Raw genomic sequence first — 24922 nt, forward strand, 5'->3', positions numbered from 1 at the left:
GCCCGCCAGGACGGCGGGCCGGGGAGATCAGTCTTGCGGGGCGTCCCTGAGGAATACCAGCTGATCCGGGCCGGATTGCTCGGCGCTGAAGTAATAGCCGTGGGCATTGAAGTCCTTCAGCCCGGCCGGGTCGCGCAGGCGCTCGCGGATCACGTAGCGAGCCATCATGCCGCGAGCCTTCTTGGCGTAGAAGCTGATGATCTTGTACTGGCCGTTCTTCAGGTCCTTGAACTCGGTGTCGATGACCCGCGCTTGCAGCGCCTTGCGCTTCACCGCGCCGAAGTACTCGTTGGAGGCCAGGTTGAGCAGCACGTCGTCGCCCTGGGCGGCCAGCGCTTCGTTCAGCCACTGGCTGATACGCTCGCCCCAGAAGGCGTAGAGATCCTTGCCACGGGCGTTGGCCAGGCGGGTGCCCATTTCCAGTCGATAGGGCTGCATGAGGTCGAGCGGGCGCAGCACGCCGTAGAGACCGGAGAGCATGCGCAGGTGATCCTGGGCGAAGGCGAAATCGTCCTCGCCGAAGTCTTCCGCGTTGAGGCCGGTGTAGACATCGCCCTTGAAGGCGAGCAACGCCTGCTTGGCGTTCTCCGGGGTGAACTCCGGATGCCAGCTGGCGTAGCGAGCGGCATTCAGGCCGGCGAGCTTGTCGGAAAGCTTCATCAGTTCGCTGATCTGCAGTGGCGTGAGCTGGCGCAGTTGCTGGATCAGTTCCTGGGCGTGGTCCAGGTATTGCGGCTGGGTGAAGCGGTGGGTGACCGGCGGGGTCTCGTAGTCCAGGGTCTTGGCGGGGGAAATCACCATCAGCATCGTTCAGGCTCCTCGAATCGTCGGGCGATTGTAGGGGCTGGAGACGTCCGGCTCCACCTATGCGGTCGATAGGGAAAGGCGCCGCCGACCGAACGGCGCCGAGGTATCAGGCCTGGACGGGAGCGAGGTGCGCGGCGACGCTGCCCCGGGCGGCGAACACCACCAGGTGGTCGGCGGCGACGCGGATACCGACGTCATCGCCCGGCTGGTGGTCGGCATGGCTGGGGAAGATCGATTCCAGCTGGGTACCGGTGGGCAATTGCAGGCGGTACAGGGTGGCGGCGCCGAGGAAGGTCTTGCCGACGATCCGCGCCTTCAGCTCGCCCTGCGGCGCGTGCACCAGGTCGTCCGGGCGCAGCAGGACGTCTACCGCGCTGCCGGAAGGCAGGCTGTAGGCGCGATTGCCGCGGATCACGCCGAGTTCGGTCTGCACCGTATCGGGGCTGAGCAACTGGCCGCGAATGAAGTAGCCCTGGCCGACGAAGCTGGCGACGAAGGGCGTCAGCGGCTCGTGGTAGAGGTTGTAGGGGGTGTCCCACTGTTCCAGGTGACCTTCCTTGAACACGCCGATGTGGTCGCAGACGGCGAAGGCTTCTTCCTGGTCGTGGGTCACCAGGATCGCGCTGGTGCCGCGTGCCTTGAGGATCTCGCGAACCTCCTGGCTGAGGCTGCGGCGCAGTTCCACGTCGAGGTTGGAGAAGGGTTCGTCGAGCAGCAGCAACAGCGGTTCGGGCGCCAGCGCGCGGGCCAGGGCCACCCGTTGTTGCTGGCCGCCGGAGAGTTCGTGGGGGTGGCGCGCGGCGAGGTGGTCGAGCTTGACCAGCTCCAGAAGCTCGCGCACCAGGCGCTCGCGTTGTGGATGCTTGCGGATGCCGAAGCCGACATTGTCGGCCACGCTGAGATGGGGGAACAGCGCGTAGTCCTGGAACACCATGCCGATCCGGCGTTTCTCCGGCGCCAGGGTGAAGCCGGGACGCGAGATGACTTCGCCGCCCAGTTCGATCTGCCCGGCCAGCACCGGCTCGAAGCCGGCGATGGCGCGCAGGGTGGTGGTCTTGCCGCATCCCGAAGGACCCAGCAGGCAGCCGATGTCTCCGGCATTGAGGTGCAGGTCGAGGTCCTGCACCACTTTCTGCGAGGCGTAGCCGCAGGCGAGATCTTTCAGGTTCAGCAGCAGGTCGTGGCTCATGGGCTCAGGCGTAATGGGCGTGTTCGATCAGCAATTCGAGGAGGGCCTTCTGCGCGTGCAGACGGTTCTCTGCCTGGTCCCAGGCTACCGAGCGCGGGTCGTCCAGCAACTCTTCGCTGATTTCCTCGCCGCGGTGGGCCGGCAGGCAGTGCATGAATAGTACATCGTCGGCGGCCCCATCGAGCAACGCGGCGTTCACCTGGTAGGGACGGAACAGGGCGATGCGCGCGGCGGCTTCGTCTTCCTGGCCCATCGAGGCCCACACGTCGGTGCTCACCAGGTGCGCGCCGGCCACCGCCTCGCGCGGGTCGCGGACGACGCGCAGGCGGTCGCCGGCAAGGGCGACGAACTCGGCCTTCGGCTCGTAGCCCTCGGGGCAGGCCACGCGCAGCTGGAAGTCGAACTTCAGCGCCGCTTCTATATAGCTGTTGCACATGTTGTTGCCGTCGCCGATCCAGGCCACGGTCTTGCCCTGGATGCTGCCGCGGTTCTCGTGGAAGGTCTGCATGTCGGCGAGCAACTGGCAGGGGTGCAGGTCGTCGGACAGGCCGTTGATCACCGGCACCTTCGAGTGCGCGGCGAATTCCGTCAGGGTGGCGTGGGCGAAGGTGCGGATCATCACGCCGTCGAGCATCCGCGACATGACCCGGGCGCTGTCGCCGATCGGCTCGCCGCGGCCGAGCTGGGTGTCGCGCGGGGAGAGGAAGATCGCCTGGCCGCCGAGCTGGATCATCCCGGCTTCGAAGGACAGGCGGGTACGGGTCGAAGCCTTCTCGAAGACCATGCCCAGGACCCGGCTCTTCAGCGGCTCGTAGAGCACGCCTCGGTTGCGCAGGTCCTTCAGCTCGCTGCCGCGGCGGATCAGACCGATCAGCTCTTCGGGGCTGTAATCCATAAACGAGAGAAAGTGCCGTACGCTCATCGCTGACTACCTTTTATTTTTACTGCTGGCCGAGGCACTGGCCGGCTTTCGCGAGAGAAAACGGGACTGGACCTGCGGCGGGACCGCAACGTGCGGGAAAATAGGGGAAGGCGCGATCTTATAAGGAAATGTCGCGGAAACACAAGGAGGGGCTTGGAAGGCGCGGGTTACGGGGTTTTTCCCCGGGTCTTCGCGGTTGTCCCGCCGCCAAAGTCCCGCCTCGTCGATCTATCGGTTGGGCGGGACGACGCTTTATGCTGTGCGCGCCCGAATGCCTTCATGGAGGAGGCGGGTTTCGGACCAGGGAGGTCGAACATGCACACGGGAGAAACACTCGCCGCCGCGCCGCCGGCACGGCCATTGCGCCAATCGCGGCTGGGCGGCCTGTCGCTGTTCCTCGCCCTGGTCGGGGTCGCCATCGCGCTGGCGGTGATGGCGCTGGCGCTCGGCGAGCGGATCGACCTCAGCGACGAGAACCATCTGCTCGGCCTGTTCGCCGCCTTGCTGGCGGTCTTCGCGGTATCGACCTGCGGCCTGGTGCTGGGCCTGGCCGGCCTGCTCAGGCGCAGCCGCAAGCGTCACCTGGCCCTGGCCGGCATCGTCCTCAACCTGTCGTGCCTGCTCTGGGGCTGGCATGCGCTGAGCACGGCGGCGGCCGCGATCCTGATGGTCCTGGGGCAAACCGGGTTGTCGTTCCTCAGCGCCCTGGCGGTGCTGTTCGGCATGATCTTCTTCCGCCAGGCCTGACCCGTTCAGCGACTGTGCGCAGGCAGCCTGGGCGCCCGCCGTTCGGCCGCTCGTTCATCGGATTGCCGGATTGCGGCCATTCGTCGCGGATTTGCAGGGGGAGGGGCTCAGCCGGGGAAGGAGGGTGCGAGAGGAGCAAAAGGTGAGCCCCGGAGGTGCGGATCTCCGGGGCTCGTGCGGCACGGTGGTGCGGGCACCGGGTCGCGATCAGCGCTGGAAGGGATAGTACAGCGCTGGATGGACAGTATAGCGCTATGCATTTCGCATGAATCCTTTAGTTAGGTCTTTTTCTCATATTTGCAGCGGTTTCGTGACCGAGGGCAATGAAGTGGCTTTTTCCCCTTGCCGCCCGCCGGAACCCATCCAACGGCTGGCATGCCCTCGTAACCGAAGTCAGAAACGCCAGTCGACGGCCAGTCCGACGCCATGGTCCTTCTCGCGGCTGCCCAGCAGGCCGTTGTAGCCCAGCCGCACGCTCACTTCGCGATTCACCGCGAGGCTGGCGTCGACGCCGAGCAGCGCGGCGTCGCGGGACAGGGCCACGCTTTCCACGCTGAATGGCTGGCTGCCGCTGGCGAACGCCAGGTGCCGTTGCGGGGTGGTGTCGCTCAGGTTGTGGCGCCAGCCGAGGGTGCCGGAGAGCGCCAGGCGGCGTTCGGCATCCAGCTCGAAATGCCGTTTCGCGCGCAGGCCCAGGGTGGTGAAGGCGGCGTCCAGGTTGTCGTCGCCACCCTCCAGGGCCGCGGCGCTACCGCGTTCGCGGAAGTCATCGCTGGCGACGTGCACGTAGGCCAGCCCGGCGAAGGGTTCCAGCTCCAGGCTGCGCCAGCCCAACGCGTAGGCGGCCTCGGCGAACAACTGGCTGCTCTGTGCGTCGAGCTTGGCCTTCTGCTTGCCGGCCACGGCGCCGTATTGCAGGTCGCGCTTGACCTCGGCGCGGTGCCAGGCGTGCGCTGCGCCGAGGCTCAGGCGCCATTGCTGCAATTGCCGGCCGAGGTAGGCGCCGAGGTGGTAGCTGTCGATGCTGGCGGAGGATTGCAGGCTGCTGTCCATGTTCAGCGAGCTGTTGCTGTAGCCGGCCACCAGGCCGAGGCGCGTGTCGCTGGCGACCTGGCTGTCGACGCCGAGCAGGAAGCCGCCGACCGAATGCCGGTAGCCTTCGCTACCGTGGCTGCCATCGGCGCTCTTGCCCCAGGAGCCGAGCGCCTTGAACCAGCCTTCGGGAGCCTCCCCGCCGGCCTCGCCGTCGCTGGCCTGGCGCAGGCGTTCGCCGACGCTGTCGCGCAGATAGCGGCTGTCGTTGAGCAACAGGCCGGCGAGCGCCGGGTAGATTTCCCCGGACAATTGCTGGAAGGCCCGTTGGGCGGTTGCGGCGTTTTCCGACAGGAGCAGGCTTTCGTAGACCGGGTTGCCGGCGCCGAGCGTTTCCACGGCCCCAGCGACCGCCGCCTGGTTGGGCGTCTGCGCGACGCTGGCGAGGGCCGTGCCGTTGCGTCCGATATCCAGGCGGATGGCGTTGGCCGCGTAGTCCAGGGTGCCGCCGAGGAACAGGTAGTTCGGCAATACCGCGTCGAAGCGCCCGTCGATGCCGCCGGCGGCGTCGAGGATGTCGTAGCGGCGGCCGACCAGGCTCTCGACCTGGGACTGGCTGAGCAGGTCGGGGCTGTTTTCCATGGCCAGGGTGACGTTGCCGCCCGCGATGCTCGCCTTGCCGCTGGCGACGATCCGGTCGCTGGCGCTTTCCGAAAGCTCCACCGCGTAGGTCGAGCCGGATTCGAAGCGCAGGTCCCCGGCGACCTCCAGGGTGCCGATGGAGTTGCCCGCGGCCACCGTGCCGCCGGAGCGCGCCAGCAGGCCGCCGATCCTGCCGCTGCCGCCGAGGGTGCCGCCGGCATTGACTTCGACGGCGGACAGCAGCGAACCGTCGACGCTGAGCAGCCCGCCATCGACCAGGGTCGGCCCGCGATAGGTGCTGTCGCCGCTCAGGACCAGGCTGCCGGCACCGGCCTTGACCAGGCTGCCCTGGTACTGGCGCTGGGCGGCGGCCTGGTCGCGGGCCATGCCGATGGCATAGTCGGTGCGTTCCTGCTGGCTGGCACCGGCCGGCAAGCCGTTTTCCCAGCCCTTGTCCTTCAGCGTCCGCTGCCAGGCCGCGTGCTCGGCGGCGTCCTCGGCCTGGCGCTGGAGCAGGGCGCTATCGGAAATCGGGTTGCTCCAATCGTCGCGCAGGCCGGCCGGGAGGTTGGCCTCGAAGCGGCCGAGCAATTGTCCAGGCCCATGCATCGCCCGACCGAGATCCGGCACGCCCCAGCCGACGGTGTCGGTGGGGGCGCCGGTCGGCGTGCCGTCGAGCTGGGTGGCGGTGGTCAGCAGAACCTGCAGCGCCTGCTCGTTGTTCAGGTACGGATAGCGCTGCATGACCAGGGCCAGCGCGCCGGTGGCGTGGGGCGCGGCCATCGAGGTACCGGACTTGTTGGCATAGCCGCCGCCGGGCATGGTGCTGTTGATCAGGCGGCCGGGCGTGGTGATGCACCAGTACTTGGCGATGCCGCAGCGGTTGTAGCGCTGGCCGTTCTGCTGGTCGAGGCCGGACACGGCCAGCCAGTGGCCTTCCAGGTCCGGCTGGAAGTAGGGCAGGGCGGAGCGCACGCTGGCGTTGGCGTAGCCGCTGTTGCCGGCGCTGAAGACGTTGATCACGCCCTGGCGGGAGACGCCGGCGGCGGCGTCCAGCCAGGTGGAGCGCCCGTAGTGCTGGGCATAGGCGGCGTGCAGGCCGTCGAGGGTCTCGTAGCTGACGTCCTTGGGCTGGCTGCCCCAACTGTTGTTGATCGCCCGCACCCCGGCGTCGGCCAGCGCCTGGTAGGCGGCCTTGAAATAGTTCGGGTCGGGCGTCGGGCCGAACAGGAAGCTGTCGTTCTGGTTGGTGTTGGCGACGTACACCTGTGCCGCGTAGGCCACCCCGTGCATGCCGACGCCGTCGCGCGAGGCACCGAGGGTGCCGCCGACGTGGGTGCCGTGGGAGTCGTTGTTGCCGTTCATCGCGCCGCTGACGCTGAACGGCGTGCCGTCGACATAGGTGCCGCTGGCCGTCACCGGCTGGTAGCGCGAGGCGGGGGTATCCGGATGGCTCGGGTCGAAACCGGAGTCCATCTCGCCGATCTTCACGCCCTGGCCGTCGATCCCGGCGGCATAGGCCTGGTCGGCCCGCATCCGTTCCAGGCCCCAGTCCTGCTGGTATTCGGCGGAGCGCCAACTGGCCGGATCGCCGGGCCGACCGGTTTCGACATAGGCGGCCGTGGCCGGCTGGGCGATCCAGGCGCCCAGCAGCAGGGCGGCTGACAACGAGGTGGGGCGAGGGCGGAAGGGGCGGGCGTCGGTCATGCGGTCTCCACGCTTTATTGGTCTTGTCGGACAGGGGTGGACTCGAAGAGACAAGGTTTAGCACCGGCTTTCGCCGCGCCGGAATTCCCAGGTGGATAGTTGACAGCCGGACAAACGGCACGCCTCCCCTCTACCGCGCCCATCGGCCAGCCTGATGCCTGGCGATTCAGCCGACTGACGCTGCTGGCGCGGCGGCGGAAGGCGCCGCATAGTGCCGATTCGACGACTAGACCGGTCGTCTGGTCCTCGCGTACGCGCCGGGCCGCGACGGCCGGCGACGACAATGAAGAGGCGAGCCATGAGCAAGACCCTCCACTACCGTGCGTGCCATCTCTGCGAGGCCATCTGCGGGCTCGCCATCGAGACCGAGAGCGACGAGGGCGGCGTGCCGCGGATCCGCTCGATCAAGGGCGACCCGCAGGACAGCTTCAGCCGCGGCCATGTCTGTCCCAAGGCGGTGGCCCTGCAGGACATCCAGGACGACCCCGACCGCCTGCGCCAGCCGTTGCGCCGGGTCGGCAGCGAGTGGCAGCCGATCGGCTGGGACGAGGCCTTCGCGCTGGTGGCCAGCCGCCTCGGCGAGATCCGCGAGCGCCATGGCAACGATGCGGTGGCGGTCTACCAGGGCAATCCGAGCGTGCACAACTACGGCCTGATGACCCATAGCAACTACTTCCTCGGCCTGCTGAAAACGCGCAACCGCTTCTCCGCGACTTCCGTCGACCAGTTGCCGCATCACCTGGTCAGCCAGCAGATGTACGGCCATGGTTTGTTGATCCCGATCCCCGACATCGACCACACCGACTTCATGCTGGTGCTCGGCGGCAACCCGCTGGCGTCCAACGGCAGCATCATGACCGTGCCGGACGTGGAGAAGCGCCTGAAGGCGCTGAAGGCACGCGGCGGCCGGTTGGTGGTGGTCGATCCCCGGCGCAGCGAGACCGCGGCTATCGCCGACCGGCACCTGTTCATTCGTCCCGGCCAGGATGCGGCGCTGTTGCTCGGGATACTCAACACCCTGTTCGAGGAGAACCTCGGTCGCCCCACGCCGCTGCCGGTCGACGGGCTGGAGCGGGTGCGCGAGGCGGTCGCGGCCTTCGACGCCGAGTCCATGAGCGCGCGCTGTGGCGTGCCGGCCGAAAGCATTCGCCAACTGGCGCGGGATTTCGCCGCCGCCGAACGGGCGGTCTGCTATGGCCGGATGGGCGTTTCCACCCAGGCCTTCGGCACGCTCTGCCAGTGGCTGGGGCAACTGATCAACCTGGTCACCGGCAACCTCGACCGGGTCGGTGGCGCGCTGTGCACCTCGCCGGCCCTGGACCTGGTGGCGAGTACCTCGGGTGGCCACTTCGGCCGTTGGCGCAGCCGCGTCTCGGGGCTGCCGGAATATGGCGGCGAACTGCCGGTGGCGGCATTGGCGGAAGAAATCCTCGGTGAAGGCGAGGGGCAGGTGCGCGCGCTGGTCACGGTAGCCGGCAACCCGGTGCTGTCCACGCCCAACGGGAGGCGGCTCGAACAGGCCCTGGACGGCCTGGAGTTCATGCTCAGCATCGACCTCTACATCAACGAGACGACCCGCTACGCCGATCTCATCCTGCCGCCCACCGCGCCGCTGGAGCACGATCACTACGACACCACCTTCAACGTCTTCGCCGTGCGTAACGTGACCCGTTTCAACGAGGCCGTGCTGCCGCGTCCCGAGGGTGCGCTGCACGACTGGGAGATCTTCGTCGGCCTGGCGCGGGCCTTCGCCGCGCGCAACGGCCTGGAGCTGAAACCGACCCTGGAGCCGCAGCAGATGATCGACCTCGGCCTGCGCGCTGGCGCCTACGGCGACCGTTCCGAGCACAGGCTGAGCCTGGCCACTCTGCGCGAACATCCCCACGGCATCGACCTCGGGCCGCTGCGGCCGAACCTGGCGCCGCGCCTGAAGACCGCCGACCAGCGCATCCAGGCCGCGCCGCCGCTGTTCGTCGACGACCTGCAACGCTTCGCCGCACAGCCGCTGCCTGCGTCCGACCAGTTGCTGCTGATCGGACGACGCCACGTGCGCAGCAACAATTCCTGGATGCACAACTACCATCGCCTGGTGAAGGGCAAGCCGCGTCACCAGTTGCTGATGCACCCGCGGGACCTGGAGGGTCGCGGCCTGGTCGACGGGCAACGGGTGCGGGTGCGCTCGCGGGTCGGCAGCGTGGAGGTGGAGGTGGCGGCGAGCAGCGAGATGATGCCCGGGGTGGTCAGCCTGCCGCACGGCTGGGGCCACGCGCGGCCCGGCGTGCAACTGGCGATCGCCCGCGCCCAGGCCGGCGTCAGCGCCAACGACCTGACCGACGAGCGTCATCTCGACCTGCTGTCGGGTAACGCCGCGCTCAACGGCCTGCCGGTGGAGGTGGAAGCGGCCTGAGCGGGTCGACGGAACGCGAGAGTAAAGCCGAGCGTCGCGCTAGGCTTTCCGATACAATACCGGTCATTATTTGCCGAGTTACCGTGTCGAAACGTTCCTGTTGAGGTAAGCCATGGACATCATCGAAACCATTAAAGAGCAGATCGCTAACAACCCCATCCTGCTGTACATGAAGGGTTCGCCGAACGCCCCGCAGTGCGGTTTCTCCTCGCGCGCGGCCCAGGTGCTGATGGCCTGTGGCGAGAAGTTCGCCTACGTCGACATCCTGCAGAATCCGGAAATCCGCGCCAACCTGCCGAAGTACGCGAACTGGCCGACCTTCCCGCAGCTGTGGGTCAATGGCGAACTGGTCGGCGGCAGCGACATCCTCGCCGAGATGTTCGAGAAGGGCGAACTGCAGACCCTGGTCAAGGACGCGGCGGCCAAAGCCAACGCCTGATCCGCGCATCCGACGAAGAGCCCCGCCTTGTGCGGGGTTTCTTTTTTGTCCGGAGAAACCAGCAAGGAAACCGGGAGCCTCCATGTCGGAAGTCAATCCTCGCCAGGGTCGCCTGGCTTGCATCTATTTCTTCGCCATGGCCGGGCTGGTCATCGGCAACCTGATGGGACGCATCCCGGCGCTCAAGGAGCAGACCCAGCTGGACGAGCGCGCGCTCGGCCAGGCCCTGCTCGGCGTCGGGGTCGGCGCGCTCACGGCGTTCCCGTTGAGCGGTTTCCTGGTCCAGCGCATCGGCAGCCGCAGCGTAGTGATCGGCGGTTGCCTGATCATGCTGCTGGTGTTTCCGCTGCTCGGCCTGAGCCAGGGCTGGTGGCAACTGGCGTTGGCCTTCTACGTGCTGGGCGTGAGCTTCGCCGGGATGGACGTGGCGATGAACATCCAGGCGGTGGATGTCGAGCGCCTGCTCGGCAAGCCCTGCATGTCCATGCTGCATGGCATGTACAGCCTCGGCTGCCTGGTCGGTGCGTTGAGCGCCGCGGCCCTGGCCGGACTGACGCCGTTCTGGCACTTCCTCATTCTCACCGCACTCGGCCTGCTGAGCCTGCCATTCTTCGTACGCGCGTTGCTTCCGCCGGACCCGAGCAAGGCGGGCGCGCGCAAGGGCGGCGGCTTCACCTTGCCGCCGCGGGCCTTGCTCGGCCTGGGCCTGCTGATTCTCTGCGCGTTCGTTTCCGAGGGCGGCGTGGCTGACTGGAGCGCGCTGTTCCTGCACAGCGTTCTGGATGCTTCCGAGCGGGTGGCGGCGCTGGGCTTCGCGGCGTTTTCCGCGGCGATGGTGGTGGGGCGGCTGTTCGGTGACCGCCTGCGCGGACGCATCGACGATGCGCCGTTGCTGCGCGGCCTGGGTTCGCTGGCCACGCTGGGCATGCTGGTGGCGCTGTTCAGCCCCTGGCCGGCGCTGAGCATCGCCGGTTTCGGGGTGGTTGGCCTGGGACTGTCGGTGATGGTGCCGATCGTGATCAGCGCTGCTGGCAACCAGCCGGGCATCGATCCGGTGATCGGGGTCGCCGCCGTCTCTACCGTGGGGTATGGCGGACTGCTGATGGGACCGCCGCTGATCGGCCTGCTGGCCCACGAGATCGGCCTGCGCTGGGCATTGCTGGTACTGGTCGGTCTTTGCCTGTTGCTGGCCCTGCGCGCCGATCTGGTCCGGCGCAGGCCGCGCAGCGCCTGAGGCTTTCTGGCGGCAAGAAAAAAGCGCCGGCGGGGCAGGCCGCCGGCGCTTCGTCGTGGTTCCCGATCAGTCGTCTTCGTGCATGTGCGACTGCAGGTAGTTCTCCAGGCCGACTTTCTGGATCAGGCCCAGCTGGGTTTCCAAGTAGTCGATGTGCTCTTCTTCCGACTCCAGGATGTCCTTCAGCAGGTCGCGGCTGACGTAGTCGTGCACCTGCTCGCAATGCACGATGGCTTCGCGCAGGTCCTTGGTCGCCTTCAGCTCCAGGTTCAGGTCGCACTGCAGCATTTCCTGGGTGTTCTCGCCGATCAGCAGCTTGCCGAGGTCCTGCAGGTTGGGCAGGCCTTCGAGGAAGAGGATGCGCTCGATGAGCTTGTCGGCATGCTTCATCTCGTCGATCGACTCGTGGTACTCGTGGGCGCCGAGGCGCTTCAGGCCCCAGTCGTTCCACATGCGCGAGTGGAGGAAGTACTGGTTGATCGCGATCAGCTCGTTGCCGAGGATCTTGTTGAGGTGCTGGATGACTTTCTTGTCGCCTTTCATGCCGAATCCTGCCGTCGTAGTGGGTGTGATTCGCCAAGTTTGGCCGCGACGAAGCAGGGTGTCAAACCTAAGTTATTGAAATATAAGGGAAAAAGAATATGAATACGAATGTTTTCTTTCCGCGTTCTGCCGCTAAGTCATTGAATTGAAGGCATAAAAAAACCGGGCGCCAGGCCCGGTTCTTCTGAAAGAGGGATAAAAAATATTTTTCAGGCAGCGACGAACGCCGTAGTCCCGAACGCCGGTACCGGCTGGGCACTCTGCAGGTCGTTGAGGGTTTCGCGTACCACCTGCTTGGCCAGGCATGCGCACTTGCCGCACTGGGTACCGACGCCGGTGGCTTCGCGAACCTCACGATAGCTGCAGCAGCCTTCGTAGATGGCATCGCGGATCTGGTTGTCGGTAACACCTTGGCAGAGGCAGACGTACATGGCGATCTGGCTACTGGGAAGTTGAGTTGGAAAAGATACTAATAATAATGAGAATGATTGTCAAAGTTCCCTGGAGCGTTTTAGTCGGGTTTTTTTCGCCCCCCGACAAATGGCTTTGTCGGACAAAGACTTAGCGCCGGCTGGGGCGGGGTGTATGATGGTTGTTTCCCGGGGAACGGCGCCCCTGCCATCGAGGCTTCACGAGGAGCCGGCAGGCTGCGGTGCCGTCCTTCAACCTTCCGCTTAAAGGAGACATGGAATGAGCGTACTCGTAGGTAAGAAAGCGCCTGACTTCAACGTTGCCGCGGTACTGGGCAATGGCGAGATCGTCGAGAGCTTCACCCTGTCCGAGGCCATCAAGGGCAAGTACGGCCTGGTGTTCTTCTATCCGCTGGACTTCACCTTCGTCTGCCCGTCCGAGCTGATCGCCCTGGACCACCGCATCCCGGAATTCCAGGCGCGCAACGTCGAGGTGATCGGCGTTTCCATCGACTCCCACTTCACCCACAACGCCTGGCGCAACACCCCGGTGGACAAGGGCGGCATCGGTGCCGTCAAGTACACCCTGGCGGCCGACACCAAGCACGAGATCGCCAAGGCCTATGACGTCGAGTCCGACGGTGGCGTGGCCTTCCGTGGCGCGTTCCTGATCGACAAGGAAGGCGTAGTGCGCTCGCAGATCGTCAACGACCTGCCGCTGGGCCGCAACATGGACGAGCTGCTGCGTCTGGTCGATGCCCTGCAGTTCCATGAGGAGCACGGCGAAGTCTGCCCGGCCAACTGGAAGAAGGGCGACAAGGGCATGACCGCATCGCCCGAAGGCGTGGCCAAGTACCTGGCCGAGAACGCCAGCAAGCTGTAAGAAGAGCCTGCTTCGCGCGTTGGAAAAAGCCCCGCTTCGGCGGGGCTTTTTCATGGGTTCGCGGGGGCCGGCAGCCCCATCCCAGGTCACGCGCCTCGCTCCGAAGAGGGGGAGATTGCCTGACCGGTCGCGTAGGACGGATAACGTCCTGGCGTTATCCGCCTAAGTGGGCCGAGGCTCAGTCGTCGTCATCCATCCAGCCGCCCATTTCCTTCCAGCGGTTGACGATGCCGCAGAACAGCTCGGCGGTCTTCTCGGTGTCGTAGCGTGCCGAGTGCGCCTCGCGGTTGTCGAACTCCATGCCGGCGGCCTGGCAGGCCTTGGCCAGGACCGTCTGGCCGTAGGCGAGGCCAGCCAGGGTGGCGGTGTCGAAGCTGGAGAAGGGATGGAACGGATTGCGCTTGATCCCGGTACGCGCCACGGCGGCATTGAGGAAACCGAGGTCGAAGCTGCTGTTGTGGCCGACCAGGATCGCCCGCTTGCAGCCATTGGCCTTCAGCGCCTTGCGGATGCCGCGGAAGATCTCGGTGAGTGCCGCTTCCTCCTGCACCGCCATGCGCAGCGGGTGGTCAAGCTTGATGCCGGTGAATTCCAGCGCGGCCGGCTCGATGTTGGCGCCTTCGAAGGGCTCGATGCGGAAGAAGTAGGTGTGTTCCGGGAACAGGAAGCCTTTCTCGTCCATGCCGACAGTGGTCGCGGCGATTTCCAGCAGCGCGTCGGTGGCCGAGTTGAAGCCGCCGGTCTCGACGTCCACCACTACCGGCAGGTAGCCGCGGAAGCGGCGCGCCATCGGATGGCGCGGGCCGCTGGGGAGGCTGCCGTCGAATTCGTCGTCGAAGTTGTCTTCGCTCATGCCCCGGCCTCCAGCAGTTTCCAGCGGAGTGTCTCGCCGGCGCGCAGCGGCACCACGTCGAAGTCGCCGAAGGGGAGGCTGGCGGGCGCCTGCCATTCCTCGCGGACCAGGGGGATCCGGTCGGTGTTGCGCGGCAGGCCATAGAAGTCCGGGCCGTGCAGGCTGGCGAAGCCTTCCAGCTTGTCCAGCGCATTGCGCTGTTCGAAGGCCTCGGCATACAGCTCGATGGCGGCGTAGGCGCTGTAGCACCCGGCGCAACCGCAGGCGGCTTCCTTGGCGTGGCGGGCGTGCGGCGCCGAGTCGGTGCCGAGGAAGAATTTCGGATTGCCGCTCACCGCGGCGTCCAGCAGGGCTTCCTGGTGGGTGTTGCGCTTGAGGATCGGCAGGCAATAGAAGTGCGGACGGATACCGCCGACCAGCATGTGGTTGCGGTTGTACAGCAGGTGATGGGCGGTAATGGTCGCGCCGACGTTGGCCGGGGCTTCCCGGACGAACTGGGCGGCGTCGCCGGTGGTGATGTGCTCGAAGACCACCTTCAGGGTCGGGAAGCGCTCGACCACCCGGCGCAGGTGCTCGTCGATGAACTGCTTCTCACGATCGAATACGTCGACCTCGGCGCGGGTCACCTCGCCATGCACCAGCAGCGGCATGCCGACCTCGGCCATCGCCTCGAGCGCTTCGAAGATATTGTCGATGCGGGTCACGCCAGAATCCGAGTTGGTGGTGGCGCCTGCCGGATAGAGCTTGGCGGCATGCACGAAGCCGCTGGCCTTGGCGGTACGGATTTCCTCGGCGCTGGTGCGGTCGGTGAGGTACAGCACCATCAGCGGCTCGAAGCGGCTGGCGGCGGGGCGGGCGGCGAGGATGCGCTGCCGGTAGGCGTCGGCTTCGGCGGCGTTGCGCACCGGCGGCACCAGGTTCGGCATGACGATGGCGCGGCCGAAGGTGCGGGCGGCGTCGCCGACGGTATTGGCCAGCGCGGCACCGTCACGCAGGTGAATGTGCCAGTCGTCGGGGCGCAGGAGGGTGAGACGGTCGGACATGGGGCTTCCAGGACGGGATTTCGTGGGGGGAAATGCTACCGGAAAAGGGGGGGCGGGGCACTCGCTATCAAGTTTTGTCCGGGCCGTCCGATACATCCTTCGTATTTGGACGCTTTCCCGGAGCCCGCCGTCGTGCAGCCGCGCCTTCTTCTATTGCCTTTCCTGCTCAGCAGCCTGCCGGCACTGGCGGTGACCTTCCAGACGCGGCTGGAGAGCGTCGAGTGGAAGGTCGAAGGCGACCAGTTCGAATGCCGCCTGTCGCAGCCGGTGGCGAATTTCGGGGTCGGCGAGTTCGTCCGGCGTGCCGGCGAGCAGGCGACCTTCCGCCTGAAGCCCGAGGCCCAGTGGCTGGGGCGCGGGTCGGCGACCCTGCTGGCTGCCGCGCCGCCCTGGCGACCGGGACAGGGCGACATCAACCTTGGCCAGGTCAGCATCGGCAGCGGCGAGGTGCCGTTCAACAGCAGCCAGCAACAGGCCGGTCGGTTGCTCACCGGCCTGCTCGAGGGGCGCAGCCCGCTGGTCCGCCATCGCACCTGGCAGGGCGATCGCCTGGAGGTGCGCCTGCTGCCGGCGCGCTTCGCCAGCGTCTACAGCCAGTACCAGGCCTGCATCGCCAAGCTGCTGCCGGTGAACTTCGACCAGGTCAAGCTGGCCCAGGTCGGCTTCCCCGACGGCGGCACGGCGCTGAACGACGTGGCGCGAGCCAAGCTGGACATCATCCTGCAACTGCTCAAGGCCGATCCGAGCATCAACCGGATCGAACTCGACGGGCACTCCGACAACAGCGGCAACCGCCTGACCAACCGCGACCTGTCGCGTCGCCGCGCGCTGGCGGTGCAGGAGTACCTGAAGAGCAACGGGGTGCCGGAAAGCCAGATCAACGTGCGCTTCTATGGCGAGCGCTACCCGCTGGTGGCCAACAACAGCGCCGCCAACCGTGCGCGCAACCGCCGGGTCACCGTGCACCTGTCGCGCGAGGCGGTGGTCGAGCCGGCGACGGAAGCGCCGAAGGCCGAGGACAAGCCGGCGCCGCCCGCGGCAGAACCTGCCGCACCGAAGCCTCCGGCCGCCTCGCTTCAGGGAAAACCCACGGTTTGAGTCGCGCAAACGATAGAATCTGTCGCTTTTGCGTCTAAAGCTGTCGCCCCTCTGTAATTTCCCGAATGCCCTGCGTAGAATTGTCGCTTTTCGTGACGACCCCCGTGGAGTGATGGCATGGCGGATGTGAAGAAGGTAGTCCTGGCGTATTCCGGCGGCCTGGATACCTCGGTAATTCTGAAGTGGTTGCAAGATACCTATAACTGCGAAGTGGTGACCTTCACCGCCGACCTCGGCCAGGGCGAGGAAGTCGAACCGGCTCGCGCCAAGGCCCGCGCGATGGGCGTCAAGGAAATCTACATCGACGACCTGCGCGAAGAATTCGTCCGCGACTTCGTCTACCCGATGTTCCGCGCCAACACCGTCTACGAAGGCGAGTACCTGCTGGGCACCTCCATCGCTCGTCCGCTGATCGCCAAGCGCCTGATCGAGATCGCCAACGAGACCGGCGCCGACGCCATCTCCCACGGCGCCACCGGCAAGGGCAACGACCAGGTCCGCTTCGAGCTGGGCGCCTACGCGCTGAAGCCCGGCGTCAAGGTGATCGCGCCCTGGCGCGAGTGGGACCTGCTGTCCCGCGAGAAGCTGATGGACTATGCCGAGAAGCACGGCATCCCGATCGAGCGCCACGGCAAGAAGAAGTCGCCGTACTCGATGGACGCCAACCTCCTGCATATCTCCTACGAAGGCGGCGTGCTGGAAGATACCTGGACCGAGCACGAAGAAGACATGTGGAAGTGGACCGCTTCCCCGGAAAACGCGCCGGACACCCCGACCTACATCGAGCTGACCTACCGCAAGGGCGACATCGTCGCCATCGACGGCAAGGACATGACCCCGGCCGAGGTGCTCACCGAGCTGAACCGCGTCGGCGGGATCAACGGCATCGGCCGCCTCGACATCGTCGAGAACCGCTATGTCGGCATGAAGTCCCGTGGCTGCTACGAGACCCCCGGCGGCACCATCATGCTCAAGGCCCACCGCGCCATCGAGTCGATCACCCTGGACCGCGAAGTGGCCCACCTGAAAGACGAGCTGATGCCCAAGTACGCCAGCCTGATCTACACCGGCTACTGGTGGAGCCCGGAGCGCCTGATGCTGCAGCAGATGATCGACGCCTCGCAGGTCAACGTGAACGGCGTAGTGCGCCTGAAGCTGTACAAGGGCAACGTCGTGGTGGTGGGCCGCAAGTCCGACGACTCGCTGTTCGACGCCAACATCGCGACCTTCGAGGAAGACGGCGGCGCCTACAACCAGGCCGATGCCGCGGGCTTCATCAAGCTCAACGCGCTGCGCATGCGCATCGCCGCGAACAAGGGCCGCACGCTGTCCTGACCGACGTGCGCCGCCTGCGATGGAACGAAGAACCCCGGCCATGAGCCGGGGTTCTTCGTTCCTGATTGCTGAAAGCGATAGCCGGGGCCGTTCAGGAAGACTTCTGGATCAGTTCGATCTTGTAGCCGTCCGGGTCGGTCACGAAGGCGATCACGGTGGTACCGTGCTTCATCGGCCCGGCTTCGCGGGTGACCTGGCCGCCGTTGTTGCGGATGTCGTCGCAGGCCTGGTAGGCGTCGTCGACCTCGATGGCGATATGGCCGTAGCCGGTGCCGATCTCGTAGGCATCCACGCCCCAGTTGTGGGTAAGCTCGATCACGGCGGAATCCGCCTCGTTGCCATAGCCGACGAAGGCCAGGGTGAACTGGCCGTCGGGATAGTCGTTCTTCCTGAGCAGGGTCATGCCTAGCACCCGGGTATAGAAATCGATCGAGCGATCGATGTTTCCGACCCGGATCATGGTATGGAGAATGCGCATTTTCATTGCCTCGAGCTTCACGGTCAAAGGCGGATTTTACCATGTGGCCGGCAACCGGCTGCGAGATCGGGATTGTCCCCGTCCCGGCGACCGGCCCTTTGCCGGACTTCCCTTCCTACGGGGCGTTTCGCCTCTTCCCTGGGCCGGCCGTCGATAGCCGGTCGGCCTGCCTCCGCCACCTTCCCGAGCTGCCCGCTGCGTCTCCGAGCGTGCCAGGCGTCCCGCCCCCGGTGACCGGCCGAAAGCTCGCTGCGCCTTCGCCATGAGGTCGGAAAAAAGGGGGGTTGACCTTGCCAAGGTGTCAAGGTCGATAACCGGCCACGGAAGCGGTTTCGTCCAGCCAGGCCACGCAGGCTCAGACCAGGAAGGCACAACAATGAATCTCAGACACTTCATCCGCATCACCGCGACGCTAGGTGTCGCGGCCCTTATCGCTGGCTGCGGGGAATCGGCGCCGCCGGGAGCGGCGAGCGCCCCGCCAAGCGTTCCCGTCGCCGAGGTGGTGGTTCGCCCGGTGACACCCTACGCCGAGTTCACCGGCTCGCTGACCGCTGTCGAGCAGGTAGAACTACGGCCGCGCGTCGCCGGCTACATCCAGGACGTTACGGTGCCGGAAGGCCGCCTGGTAGAGAAGGGCCAGCAACTGTTCCTCATCGACCCGCGCGTGTTCAAGGCGGCGCAGGATGCCGCCAGGGCGCGCCTGCGCGAGGCCGAGGCCGCGGCGTTGCTGGCGCGCACCGAACACGAGCGAGCCGAGCTGCTGTATGCGCGGAAGGTCGTCGCCCGGGAGCGGCTCGACAGCGCCATCGCCTCGCGCAATGCCAGCAAGGCCCAGGTCGATGCGGCCAGGGCCGCCCTCGACGCGGCGCAACTGGATCTCGGCTTCACGCGGGTGACGGCACCGATCGGCGGGCGTGTCGGGCATATTCAGGTCACCGAGGGCAACTACGTCACCAATGGCGTCACCGCGCTGACCAGCATCGTTTCGGTCGATCCGCTGTATGTGTACTTCGATGTCGACGAGCGCACCTACCTGCAGGCCCTGGCGCCGACCCGCGGCAGGGAGGGTGAGCAGGCCCCCAGGGTCAAGGTGGCGTTGCTCACCGACGAGTCCTATGGACGAAGCAGTCGCCTCGATTTCCTCGCCAATGCCGCCGACCGCGGGACCGGCACGGTCCGGGTTCGGGCGGTGGTCGACAACCCGGACGGGCAACTGACGCCGGGGCTGTTCGCCAAGGTCAGGCTGGAGACCGGCAAGCCTCGCGCGCAGGTGCTGGTCGCCGACCATTCCATCGGCACCGACCAGGGCCGGCGCTATGTGCTGGTCGTCGACGAAGGCAACAAGACCCAGTACCGGCCGGTGGAACTCGGCCCGATGGTCGACGGCCTGCGGGTCGTCCGCCAGGGCCTGCAGCCGGGCGAGCGCATCGTCGTCAAGGGCCTGGTCCGGCCGGACATGCAGATCACGCCGCTCCTTGCGGAAATCGATGGCACGCCCGTCGACCTGTCGAAGACCGTGGGGGCCGCACAATGACATTCCCACGCTTCTTCATCGATAGGCCGATCTTCGCCATCGTTCTTTCGGTGCTGATGATGATCGGAGGCATCGTTTCGTTCTTCCAGTTGCCGCTGAGCGAATACCCGGCGGTGACGCCGCCGACCGTGCAAGTGACCACCGCCTATCCCGGCGCCAACCCCGACGTGATCGCGCAGACGGTGGCGACACCGCTGGAGCAGGCGATCACCGGGGTCGAGGGGATGCTGTACATGTCCTCGCAGTCGGCCACCGACGGGCGAATGATCCTGACCATCACCTTCGACCAGCACATCGATCCCGACATGGCCCAGATCCAGGTGCAGAACCGGGTCTCGCGGGTGCTCTCGCGCCTGCCCGACGAGGTGCAGCGGCAGGGCGTGGTCACCCAGAAGACCTCGCCGGACATCCTCATGGTGGTGCACCTGCTGTCGCCGGAGCAACGCTACGACCCGCTGTACATCTCGAACTACGCCTACCTCCAGGTGCGTGACGAACTGCTGCGCCTGCCGGGGATCAGCGATGTGGTGGTGTGGGGCGCCGGCGAGTACAGCATGCGCCTGTGGCTCGACCCCGACCTGATCGCCGCGCGCGGGCTGACGGCGGGCGAGGTGATCGCCGCGGTACGCGAACAGAACGTCCAGGTGGCGGCCGGCGCCGTCGGCCAGGCGCCGGACTCCACCGCGGCCTTCCAGGTCACGGTGAATACCCTCGGGCGGCTGAGCGACGAAGAGCAGTTCGGCGACATCATCGTCCGCACCGGCGCCGACGGCCAGGTGACGCGCCTGCGCGACGTCGCGCGGATCGAGATGGGCGGCGATGCCTATGCGCTGCGCAGCCTGCTGGACGGCGAGCCGGCGGTGGCCTTGCAGATCATCCAGAGCCCCGGAGCCAACGCGCTGGATACCGCCGAAGCGGTGCGTGCCACCGTGGCGAGGCTCGAAGGCAACTTCCCGGCCGGCCTGAGCGCGCGCATCGCCTACGACCCGACGGTGTTCGTCCGCGCTTCGTTGCAGACCGTGGCCACCACCCTGCTGGAGGCGATCCTGCTGGTCGTGGTGGTGGTGGTGCTGTTCCTGCGTAGCTGGCGTGCTTCGCTGATTCCGCTGATGGCCGTGCCGGTCTCGCTGGTCGGCACCTTCGCCGTCATGCACCTGATGGGTTTCTCGCTGAATACCCTGTCGTTGTTCGGCCTGGTGTTGTCGATCGGCATCGTCGTCGATGACGCCATCGTGGTGGTGGAAAACGTCGAGCGCCACATCGAGAACGGCGAGCCGCCGCTCCAGGCCGCGCGGCGTGCGATGGACGAGGTCACCGGGCCGATCATGGCGATCACCTCGGTGCTGGCGGCGGTGTTCATCCCCACGGCCTTTCTCAGTGGCCTGCAGGGCGAGTTCTATCGTCAGTTCGCCCTGACCATCGCCATCTCCACCATCCTGTCGGCGCTCAACTCGCTGACCCTCAGCCCGGCCCTGGCGGGCCTGCTGTTGCGTCCGCGGCCGGCCGGAGGTGCGGTGGCGGGGCGCTTCCAGCGACTGCTCCAGGTCCTCGGCCGACCGTTGCGAAATGCCCCCGAGGCCTACGGCAACGCGGTGCGCAAGGTGGTGCGGGTGAGCGGCCTGGCCCTGGTGGTGTATGGGGGCCTGCTTGGCCTGACCTGGGTCGGTTTCCAGGCGGTGCCGCCGGGCTTCGTGCCGATGCAGGACAAGTACTATCTGGTCGGCATCGCCCAGTTGCCGAACGGAGCGTCGCTGGAGCGTACCGATGCGGTGGTCAGGCAGATGTCCCGGATCGGCCTCGACGAGCCGGGGGTGGAGAGCGTCGTGGCCTTTCCGGGCCTGTCGGTGAACGGTTTCGTCAACGTGCCGAACGCCGCGGTCATGTTCTTCATGCTCGATCCGTTCGAATCGCGCACCTCCGCCGATCTCGGCGCGCTGGCCATCGCCGGGCGCCTGCAAGCCAGGTTCGCCAGCATTCCCGACGGCTTCCTCGGGGTCTTCCCGCCGCCGCCGGTACCGGGGCTGGGAACCATCGGCGGCTTCAAGATGCAGGTCGAGGATCGCGGCGGCGCCGGGCTGGAAGCCCTGGCCAGGCAGACCCAGGTGCTGATGATGAAGGCCACTGAGTCCGGCCAGCTCGGGGGCTTGATGACCAGCTTCGATATCAATGCCCCGCAGCTCGAGGTGGTGGTCGACCGCACCAAGGTGAAGAGCCAGGGCGTTCGCCTGGCCGATGTGTTCGAGGCATTGCAGGTCTACCTCGGCTCGCTGTACATCAACGACTTCAACCGCTTCGGTCGCACCTACAAGGTCACTGCCCAGGCCGATGCGCCGCACCGCATGCAGGCCGAAGCCATCGGGCGCCTGCAGGTACGCAATGCCGCCGGGGCGATGTTGCCGCTGTCCTCGTTCGTCACCGTGACGCCCAGCTCCGGTCCCGACCGGGTGATCCACTACAACGGCTATCCGTCGGCGGATATCAGCGGCGGCGCGCTTCCCGGCGTCAGTTCGGGACAGGCGGTGGCGTTGATGGAGCGCCTGGCCGGCGAAGTGCTGCCCGAGGGCATGACCTTCGAATGGACCGACCTGACCTACCAGCAGAAGCTGGCCGGCAACAGCGCGCTGTTCATCTTCCCGCTGTGCGTGCTGCTGGCCTACCTGATCCTCGCCGCGCAGTACAACAGCTGGCTGTTGCCGCTGGCGGTCCTGCTGATCGTGCCGATGTGCCTGCTCAGCGCGATCGCCGGGGTGTGGCTGGGGGGCGGCGACAACAACGTGTTCGTCCAGATCGGGCTGGTGGTGCTGGTAGGCCTGGCGGCGAAGAACGCGATCCTGATCGTCGAGTTCGCCCGCACGCTGGAGGCCGAGGGCGCCCGTGCGCTGGAGGCGGTGGTCGAGGCTTGCCGCCTGCGCCTGCGGCCGATCCTGATGACCTCGCTGGCGTTCATCGCCGGCGTGGTGCCGTTGGTCATGGCCAGCGGCGCCGGAGCGGAAATGCGCCAGGCGATGGGCGTCGCGGTATTCGCCGGGATGCTCGGGGTGACGCTGTTCGGCCTGTTCCTCACGCCGGTGTTCTACGTACTGGTACGGGCACTGGCGGCGCACCTGGAGCGACGCGCCGGCGGCAGCCTGGCGCATCTGGAGGGAGGCCGTCCATGAAGCCATACCTGCGGTCTTCGTTGAGCGCGCTGATCCTGCTGGGCGGCTGTGCCGCGGTGGGGCCCGACTATGCGCCGCCGAGCGCGTCCGCACCGGCCAGCTTCGGCGCGATGCCGGCGGGTATCGATGGCGGTGGCGTGGAGATCGAGTGGTGGCGCGGGTTCGACGAGCCAGCCCTGGAGTCTCTGATCCAGCGGGCGCTCGCGGCGAACCTCGACATCGCCCTTGCCGGCGCGCGCCTGGACGAAGCGAAGGCGCTGCTGCGCGAGAACCGCGAAGAGTTCCTGCCGCGCGGCGGGCCGGCGTTCGATTACCAGGCCCGGCGGCGCGGCGAGGTGGAAACACCGGCCGGCCAGCAGCGCGACATCGAGACCTATCGCGGCGCGCTGGATGCTTCCTGGGAAATCGACCTGTTCGGCCGGGTGCGGCGCTCGGTGGAGGCCGCCGAGGCGCAGGCGGGCTCGCGCGAGGCCCTGCTGCGCAACGTGCAGGCGAGCGTCGCGGCTACGGTTGCCATGACCTGGTTCCAGCTACAGGGCATCGAGGCCGAACTTGCGGTGGTCCATGACATCGCCGGCAACCAGCGCGACAGCCTGGAGATGGTCGAACGCCTGGTCAGCGCCGGCTCCGCCCACGAGTTCGACCGGTTGCGCGCCGAAGCGTTATTGCACAACGTCGAGGCGGCCGTGCCTGACCTCGAACGGCGCCGCGCCGCCACCCGCAATGCGCTGGCCGTTCTCCTCGCGGAAGCCCCGCAGGCCTTCAGCCCGCCGGTCGCCCGTGCCTCCGGGGAAAGGCTGACGCTCCGCACCCTCGGGGTCGGCGACCCGGCGGGACTGCTGGCGCGTCGCGCCGACATCGCCGCGGCCGAACGCAACCTGGCGGCCGCGACCGCACGTATCGGCGTCGAGACCGCGGGGCTGTATCCGCAGGTCGAGGTACGCGGCTCGATTGGCCTGGTCGCCGGCAATCTCGATGCTTTGGACGAGAGTGGTACGTCCTTCAACGTCCTGAACCCGGTGATTCGCTGGGCGTTACTCGACCGCGGTCGCGTGCGGGCGCGGATCGCCGCCAGCGAGGCCCGTGCGCAGGAGGCATTGATCCTCTACGACCGGACGGTGCTGCGCGCCCTGCAGGAGACCGATGATGCCTTCAACGGCTATGGCGCTGCCGCTGACAGGCTCCGCCTGCGCCTGCTCGAGGCGACGGCCAATCGCGAGGCGGCGCGCCTGGCCCGGGAACGCTTCGTCCAGGGGGACGGCGAGTACCTGGACGTGCTCGAGGCGGAACGCTCGGACTACCTCAGCCGGCGCGCATTGAGCATCGCGCGCACCGAGCAGCGCCTTGCCGTCGTGGGTATCTACAAGGCGCTGGGGGGTGGCTGGGAGGCCTGCGCGGGGGCGCGGCGCTGTGGCGTGGCTACCGACGATACCTCTCCAGGCGTGGCACGGCAGCGCGACAGTCGCTCCTGATCAGCCGCCGGCGGCTTCCGGCCGCCGGCCTTCGCTCGACTGCCTGGGTCGAGGGCCGTGCGGCGCGTCCTCCGGTTATTTGGCGAACCCCGGGAGTACGGATTGCCTGGTGCGGATCACTCGTCCCTATCCGCCTTATCGATAAGTCGGTTCCGAACTCTTTTCGGTAGTTCATTCAGATGGATGAGTGAAGAGGGCAGATGGAAAGTATCTGCTCGGGACTTCAATGTTCAGAAGAGTGGGGAAGCATTACTTTCTCACTGTTCTTCAGGTACGTTCCGGCTGCCCGCCGTTTCTTATTGAACGAAGTCACTCCTGTGCCTCTGCGCTCGCGCCGCACGGAGAATATCGTCGAGAGGTTCTTCAATGGTGAGTGGAGCTGGCTGACGCGGTATCTCGGTTGTCTGGCGGAGTTGTTCTATATGTTCGAACTTGGCTTTGCCCGTTGTTTGAAGTTTGCGGAATAACCTCTGGAACTATTCATATGAATTTTTGAAAGTTTGGTTTACCTGAGAGATTTATGAGTTGACCTTGTCACGATGGCAGGACTCATGGTTCGCAGGAGTCAACAAACCAGGAGGTTGCGATGTTTTCTTTCCATATTCCGAACATGACCTGCGGCGGTTGTGCCAAGACTGTCACCCGTATCCTGCACGGCGTCGATCCCCAGGCGCGCGTAGAGACCGATCCCCCTCGGCGCGAGGCCAGGGTCGAGAGCACTCTGGACAAGCACGCATTCCTCGAGGCGTTGAGCGAGGCCGGTTATCCGGAGGGCCGTTGAGTGCATGGGCATGACGCAGGCGTAGGGTCGGATAGTAGCGTTTCGCCCAGTGCCGGCAATAGGAAAATGATTTTCATTGAAGTCTGCGCGCCATATGCCATCAATGGTGCTTGGCTATTGTGGAAAGAACGCTTTGGAATTTGTAAATCAATATTTCAGGCGGCCGCGAGGTGACAGTTATGTGAACGGAAAGAGGCGCTGACAGGAA

General features: G+C 66.4%; 21 protein-coding genes. 12 read left to right on the forward strand and 9 right to left on the reverse strand.

Annotated elements, in window-relative coordinates:
* Positions 1-27 precede the first annotated feature (27 nt).
* The 3 genes from yaaA to argF form a co-directional block, all read right to left on the reverse strand.
* On the reverse strand, positions 28-807 hold the full coding sequence (gene yaaA, locus HMPREF2716_RS27075) for a peroxide stress protein YaaA (protein WP_003092094.1): 780 nt from the start codon (positions 805-807) through the stop codon (positions 28-30).
* Positions 808-913: 106 nt separating this feature from the next.
* The gene (locus HMPREF2716_RS27080) at positions 914-1996 is read right to left on the reverse strand and encodes an ABC transporter ATP-binding protein (RefSeq protein WP_003092092.1); all 1083 of its coding nucleotides are present in this window, start codon (positions 1994-1996) and stop codon (positions 914-916) included.
* 4 nt (positions 1997-2000) lie between these two features.
* On the reverse strand, positions 2001-2918 hold the full coding sequence (gene argF / locus HMPREF2716_RS27085) for an ornithine carbamoyltransferase (protein ID WP_070622066.1): 918 nt from the start codon (positions 2916-2918) through the stop codon (positions 2001-2003).
* A gap of 315 nt (positions 2919-3233) precedes the next feature.
* Here argF and HMPREF2716_RS27090 point away from each other — a divergent pair, with 315 nt between their 5' ends.
* Positions 3234-3665, forward strand: a complete 432-nt coding sequence (locus HMPREF2716_RS27090; protein ID WP_003162731.1) for a hypothetical protein — start codon at positions 3234-3236, stop codon at positions 3663-3665.
* Positions 3666-4058: 393 nt separating this feature from the next.
* Here the strand turns inward: HMPREF2716_RS27090 and HMPREF2716_RS27095 are convergent, their stop codons facing one another.
* Entirely contained in the window at positions 4059-7046 is a 2988-nt protein-coding gene (locus HMPREF2716_RS27095; protein WP_070622067.1) for an autotransporter serine peptidase EprS, read from the reverse strand.
* Positions 7047-7344: 298 nt separating this feature from the next.
* On the opposite strand from HMPREF2716_RS27095, the gene HMPREF2716_RS27100 reads away from it, so the two are divergent.
* The 3 genes from HMPREF2716_RS27100 to HMPREF2716_RS27110 all read left to right on the forward strand — a co-directional run bounded on the left by HMPREF2716_RS27100 (position 7345) and on the right by HMPREF2716_RS27110 (position 11126).
* The gene (locus HMPREF2716_RS27100; RefSeq protein ID WP_070622068.1) at positions 7345-9453 is read left to right on the forward strand and encodes a molybdopterin oxidoreductase family protein; all 2109 of its coding nucleotides are present in this window, start codon (positions 7345-7347) and stop codon (positions 9451-9453) included.
* A 112-nt stretch (positions 9454-9565) separates the two neighbouring features.
* On the forward strand, positions 9566-9892 hold the full coding sequence (gene grxD, locus HMPREF2716_RS27105) for a Grx4 family monothiol glutaredoxin (protein WP_003092082.1): 327 nt from the start codon (positions 9566-9568) through the stop codon (positions 9890-9892).
* 82 nt (positions 9893-9974) lie between these two features.
* Positions 9975-11126 carry an MFS transporter gene (locus tag HMPREF2716_RS27110; protein ID WP_003104266.1) on the forward strand — a complete coding sequence of 384 codons (1152 nt, stop codon included), beginning with the start codon at positions 9975-9977 and terminating at the stop codon, positions 11124-11126.
* Between the two features lie 66 nt (positions 11127-11192).
* Here HMPREF2716_RS27110 and bfrB read toward each other — a convergent pair whose 3' ends face one another.
* Positions 11193-11669 carry a bacterioferritin BfrB gene (bfrB, locus tag HMPREF2716_RS27115; RefSeq protein ID WP_003092078.1) on the reverse strand — a complete coding sequence of 159 codons (477 nt, stop codon included), beginning with the start codon at positions 11667-11669 and terminating at the stop codon, positions 11193-11195.
* 209 nt (positions 11670-11878) lie between these two features.
* Positions 11879-12100 carry a bacterioferritin-associated ferredoxin gene (locus HMPREF2716_RS27120; RefSeq protein ID WP_003092075.1) on the reverse strand — a complete coding sequence of 74 codons (222 nt, stop codon included), beginning with the start codon at positions 12098-12100 and terminating at the stop codon, positions 11879-11881.
* A 259-nt stretch (positions 12101-12359) separates the two neighbouring features.
* On the opposite strand from HMPREF2716_RS27120, the gene HMPREF2716_RS27125 reads away from it, so the two are divergent.
* A complete protein-coding gene (locus tag HMPREF2716_RS27125) occupies positions 12360-12962 on the forward strand; it encodes a peroxiredoxin (protein ID WP_003092073.1) in 603 nt (200 codons plus the stop codon).
* 178 nt (positions 12963-13140) lie between these two features.
* Here HMPREF2716_RS27125 and rnt read toward each other — a convergent pair whose 3' ends face one another.
* Together rnt and pyrC are read right to left on the reverse strand one after the other, a co-directional pair.
* The gene (rnt, locus tag HMPREF2716_RS27130) at positions 13141-13815 is read right to left on the reverse strand and encodes a ribonuclease T (RefSeq protein ID WP_003092070.1); all 675 of its coding nucleotides are present in this window, start codon (positions 13813-13815) and stop codon (positions 13141-13143) included.
* Positions 13812-14858: a dihydroorotase gene (pyrC, locus tag HMPREF2716_RS27135; protein WP_070622069.1), complete on the reverse strand. Its 1047-nt coding sequence runs from the start codon at positions 14856-14858 to the stop codon at positions 13812-13814. Before pyrC ends, rnt begins: the two co-directional genes overlap by 4 nt.
* Before the next feature lie 132 nt (positions 14859-14990).
* Here pyrC and motY point away from each other — a divergent pair, with 132 nt between their 5' ends.
* Positions 14991-15956, forward strand: coding sequence for a flagellar protein MotY (motY, locus tag HMPREF2716_RS27140; protein WP_003104269.1), 966 nt, complete (start codon positions 14991-14993; stop codon positions 15954-15956).
* Between the two features lie 117 nt (positions 15957-16073).
* Entirely contained in the window at positions 16074-17291 is a 1218-nt protein-coding gene (locus HMPREF2716_RS27145; RefSeq protein WP_003092065.1) for an argininosuccinate synthase, read from the forward strand.
* Between the two features lie 91 nt (positions 17292-17382).
* Here HMPREF2716_RS27145 and gloA read toward each other — a convergent pair whose 3' ends face one another.
* Positions 17383-17769 (reverse strand): lactoylglutathione lyase, encoded by a 387-nt coding sequence (gene gloA / locus HMPREF2716_RS27150; protein WP_003110007.1) that lies wholly within the window; start codon positions 17767-17769, stop codon positions 17383-17385.
* Positions 17770-18145: 376 nt separating this feature from the next.
* On the opposite strand from gloA, the gene mexP reads away from it, so the two are divergent.
* From mexP to HMPREF2716_RS27170, 5 genes are all read left to right on the forward strand, one after another.
* Complete coding sequence (gene mexP / locus HMPREF2716_RS27155; RefSeq protein ID WP_003124272.1) at positions 18146-19303, forward strand: multidrug efflux RND transporter periplasmic adaptor subunit MexP; 1158 nt, start codon at positions 18146-18148, stop codon at positions 19301-19303.
* Entirely contained in the window at positions 19300-22461 is a 3162-nt protein-coding gene (gene mexQ / locus HMPREF2716_RS27160) for a multidrug efflux RND transporter permease subunit MexQ (protein ID WP_070622070.1), read from the forward strand. The genes mexP and mexQ overlap by 4 nt, the downstream gene beginning before the upstream one ends.
* Positions 22458-23933 (forward strand): multidrug efflux transporter outer membrane subunit OpmE, encoded by a 1476-nt coding sequence (opmE, locus tag HMPREF2716_RS27165; protein ID WP_003162728.1) that lies wholly within the window; start codon positions 22458-22460, stop codon positions 23931-23933. Before mexQ ends, opmE begins: the two co-directional genes overlap by 4 nt.
* A 200-nt stretch (positions 23934-24133) precedes the next feature.
* A complete protein-coding gene (locus tag HMPREF2716_RS29550) occupies positions 24134-24400 on the forward strand; it encodes a hypothetical protein (protein ID WP_128665778.1) in 267 nt (88 codons plus the stop codon).
* 119 nt (positions 24401-24519) lie between these two features.
* A complete protein-coding gene (locus tag HMPREF2716_RS27170; RefSeq protein WP_003092060.1) occupies positions 24520-24714 on the forward strand; it encodes a heavy-metal-associated domain-containing protein in 195 nt (64 codons plus the stop codon).
* The last annotated feature ends 208 nt before the right edge of the window (positions 24715-24922 follow it).

This window comes from Pseudomonas sp. HMSC076A11 (genome assembly GCF_001810205.1).
Taxonomy (GTDB): domain Bacteria; phylum Pseudomonadota; class Gammaproteobacteria; order Pseudomonadales; family Pseudomonadaceae; genus Pseudomonas; species Pseudomonas aeruginosa.

Excerpts from the sequence above, each read along its gene's own strand:
- argF (WP_070622066.1), bottom strand. The coding sequence starts at position 2,918 with ATGAGCGTACGGCACTTTCTCTCGTTTATGGATTACAGCCCCGAAGAG.
- pyrC (WP_070622069.1), bottom strand. The coding sequence starts at position 14,858 with ATGTCCGACCGTCTCACCCTCCTGCGCCCCGACGACTGGCACATTCAC.
- yaaA (WP_003092094.1), bottom strand. The coding sequence starts at position 807 with ATGCTGATGGTGATTTCCCCCGCCAAGACCCTGGACTACGAGACCCCG.
- HMPREF2716_RS27090 (WP_003162731.1), top strand. The coding sequence starts at position 3,234 with ATGCACACGGGAGAAACACTCGCCGCCGCGCCGCCGGCACGGCCATTG.
- HMPREF2716_RS27110 (WP_003104266.1), top strand. The coding sequence starts at position 9,975 with ATGTCGGAAGTCAATCCTCGCCAGGGTCGCCTGGCTTGCATCTATTTC.
- HMPREF2716_RS27145 (WP_003092065.1), top strand. The coding sequence starts at position 16,074 with ATGGCGGATGTGAAGAAGGTAGTCCTGGCGTATTCCGGCGGCCTGGAT.
- HMPREF2716_RS27080 (WP_003092092.1), bottom strand. The coding sequence starts at position 1,996 with ATGAGCCACGACCTGCTGCTGAACCTGAAAGATCTCGCCTGCGGCTAC.
- HMPREF2716_RS27120 (WP_003092075.1), bottom strand. The coding sequence starts at position 12,100 with ATGTACGTCTGCCTCTGCCAAGGTGTTACCGACAACCAGATCCGCGAT.
- HMPREF2716_RS27125 (WP_003092073.1), top strand. The coding sequence starts at position 12,360 with ATGAGCGTACTCGTAGGTAAGAAAGCGCCTGACTTCAACGTTGCCGCG.
- bfrB (WP_003092078.1), bottom strand. The coding sequence starts at position 11,669 with ATGAAAGGCGACAAGAAAGTCATCCAGCACCTCAACAAGATCCTCGGC.
- opmE (WP_003162728.1), top strand. The coding sequence starts at position 22,458 with ATGAAGCCATACCTGCGGTCTTCGTTGAGCGCGCTGATCCTGCTGGGC.
- grxD (WP_003092082.1), top strand. The coding sequence starts at position 9,566 with ATGGACATCATCGAAACCATTAAAGAGCAGATCGCTAACAACCCCATC.
- HMPREF2716_RS27095 (WP_070622067.1), bottom strand. The coding sequence starts at position 7,046 with ATGACCGACGCCCGCCCCTTCCGCCCTCGCCCCACCTCGTTGTCAGCC.
- HMPREF2716_RS27170 (WP_003092060.1), top strand. The coding sequence starts at position 24,520 with ATGTTTTCTTTCCATATTCCGAACATGACCTGCGGCGGTTGTGCCAAG.
- rnt (WP_003092070.1), bottom strand. The coding sequence starts at position 13,815 with ATGAGCGAAGACAACTTCGACGACGAATTCGACGGCAGCCTCCCCAGC.
- HMPREF2716_RS29550 (WP_128665778.1), top strand. The coding sequence starts at position 24,134 with ATGGAAAGTATCTGCTCGGGACTTCAATGTTCAGAAGAGTGGGGAAGC.
- HMPREF2716_RS27100 (WP_070622068.1), top strand. The coding sequence starts at position 7,345 with ATGAGCAAGACCCTCCACTACCGTGCGTGCCATCTCTGCGAGGCCATC.
- gloA (WP_003110007.1), bottom strand. The coding sequence starts at position 17,769 with ATGCGCATTCTCCATACCATGATCCGGGTCGGAAACATCGATCGCTCG.
- mexP (WP_003124272.1), top strand. The coding sequence starts at position 18,146 with ATGAATCTCAGACACTTCATCCGCATCACCGCGACGCTAGGTGTCGCG.
- mexQ (WP_070622070.1), top strand. The coding sequence starts at position 19,300 with ATGACATTCCCACGCTTCTTCATCGATAGGCCGATCTTCGCCATCGTT.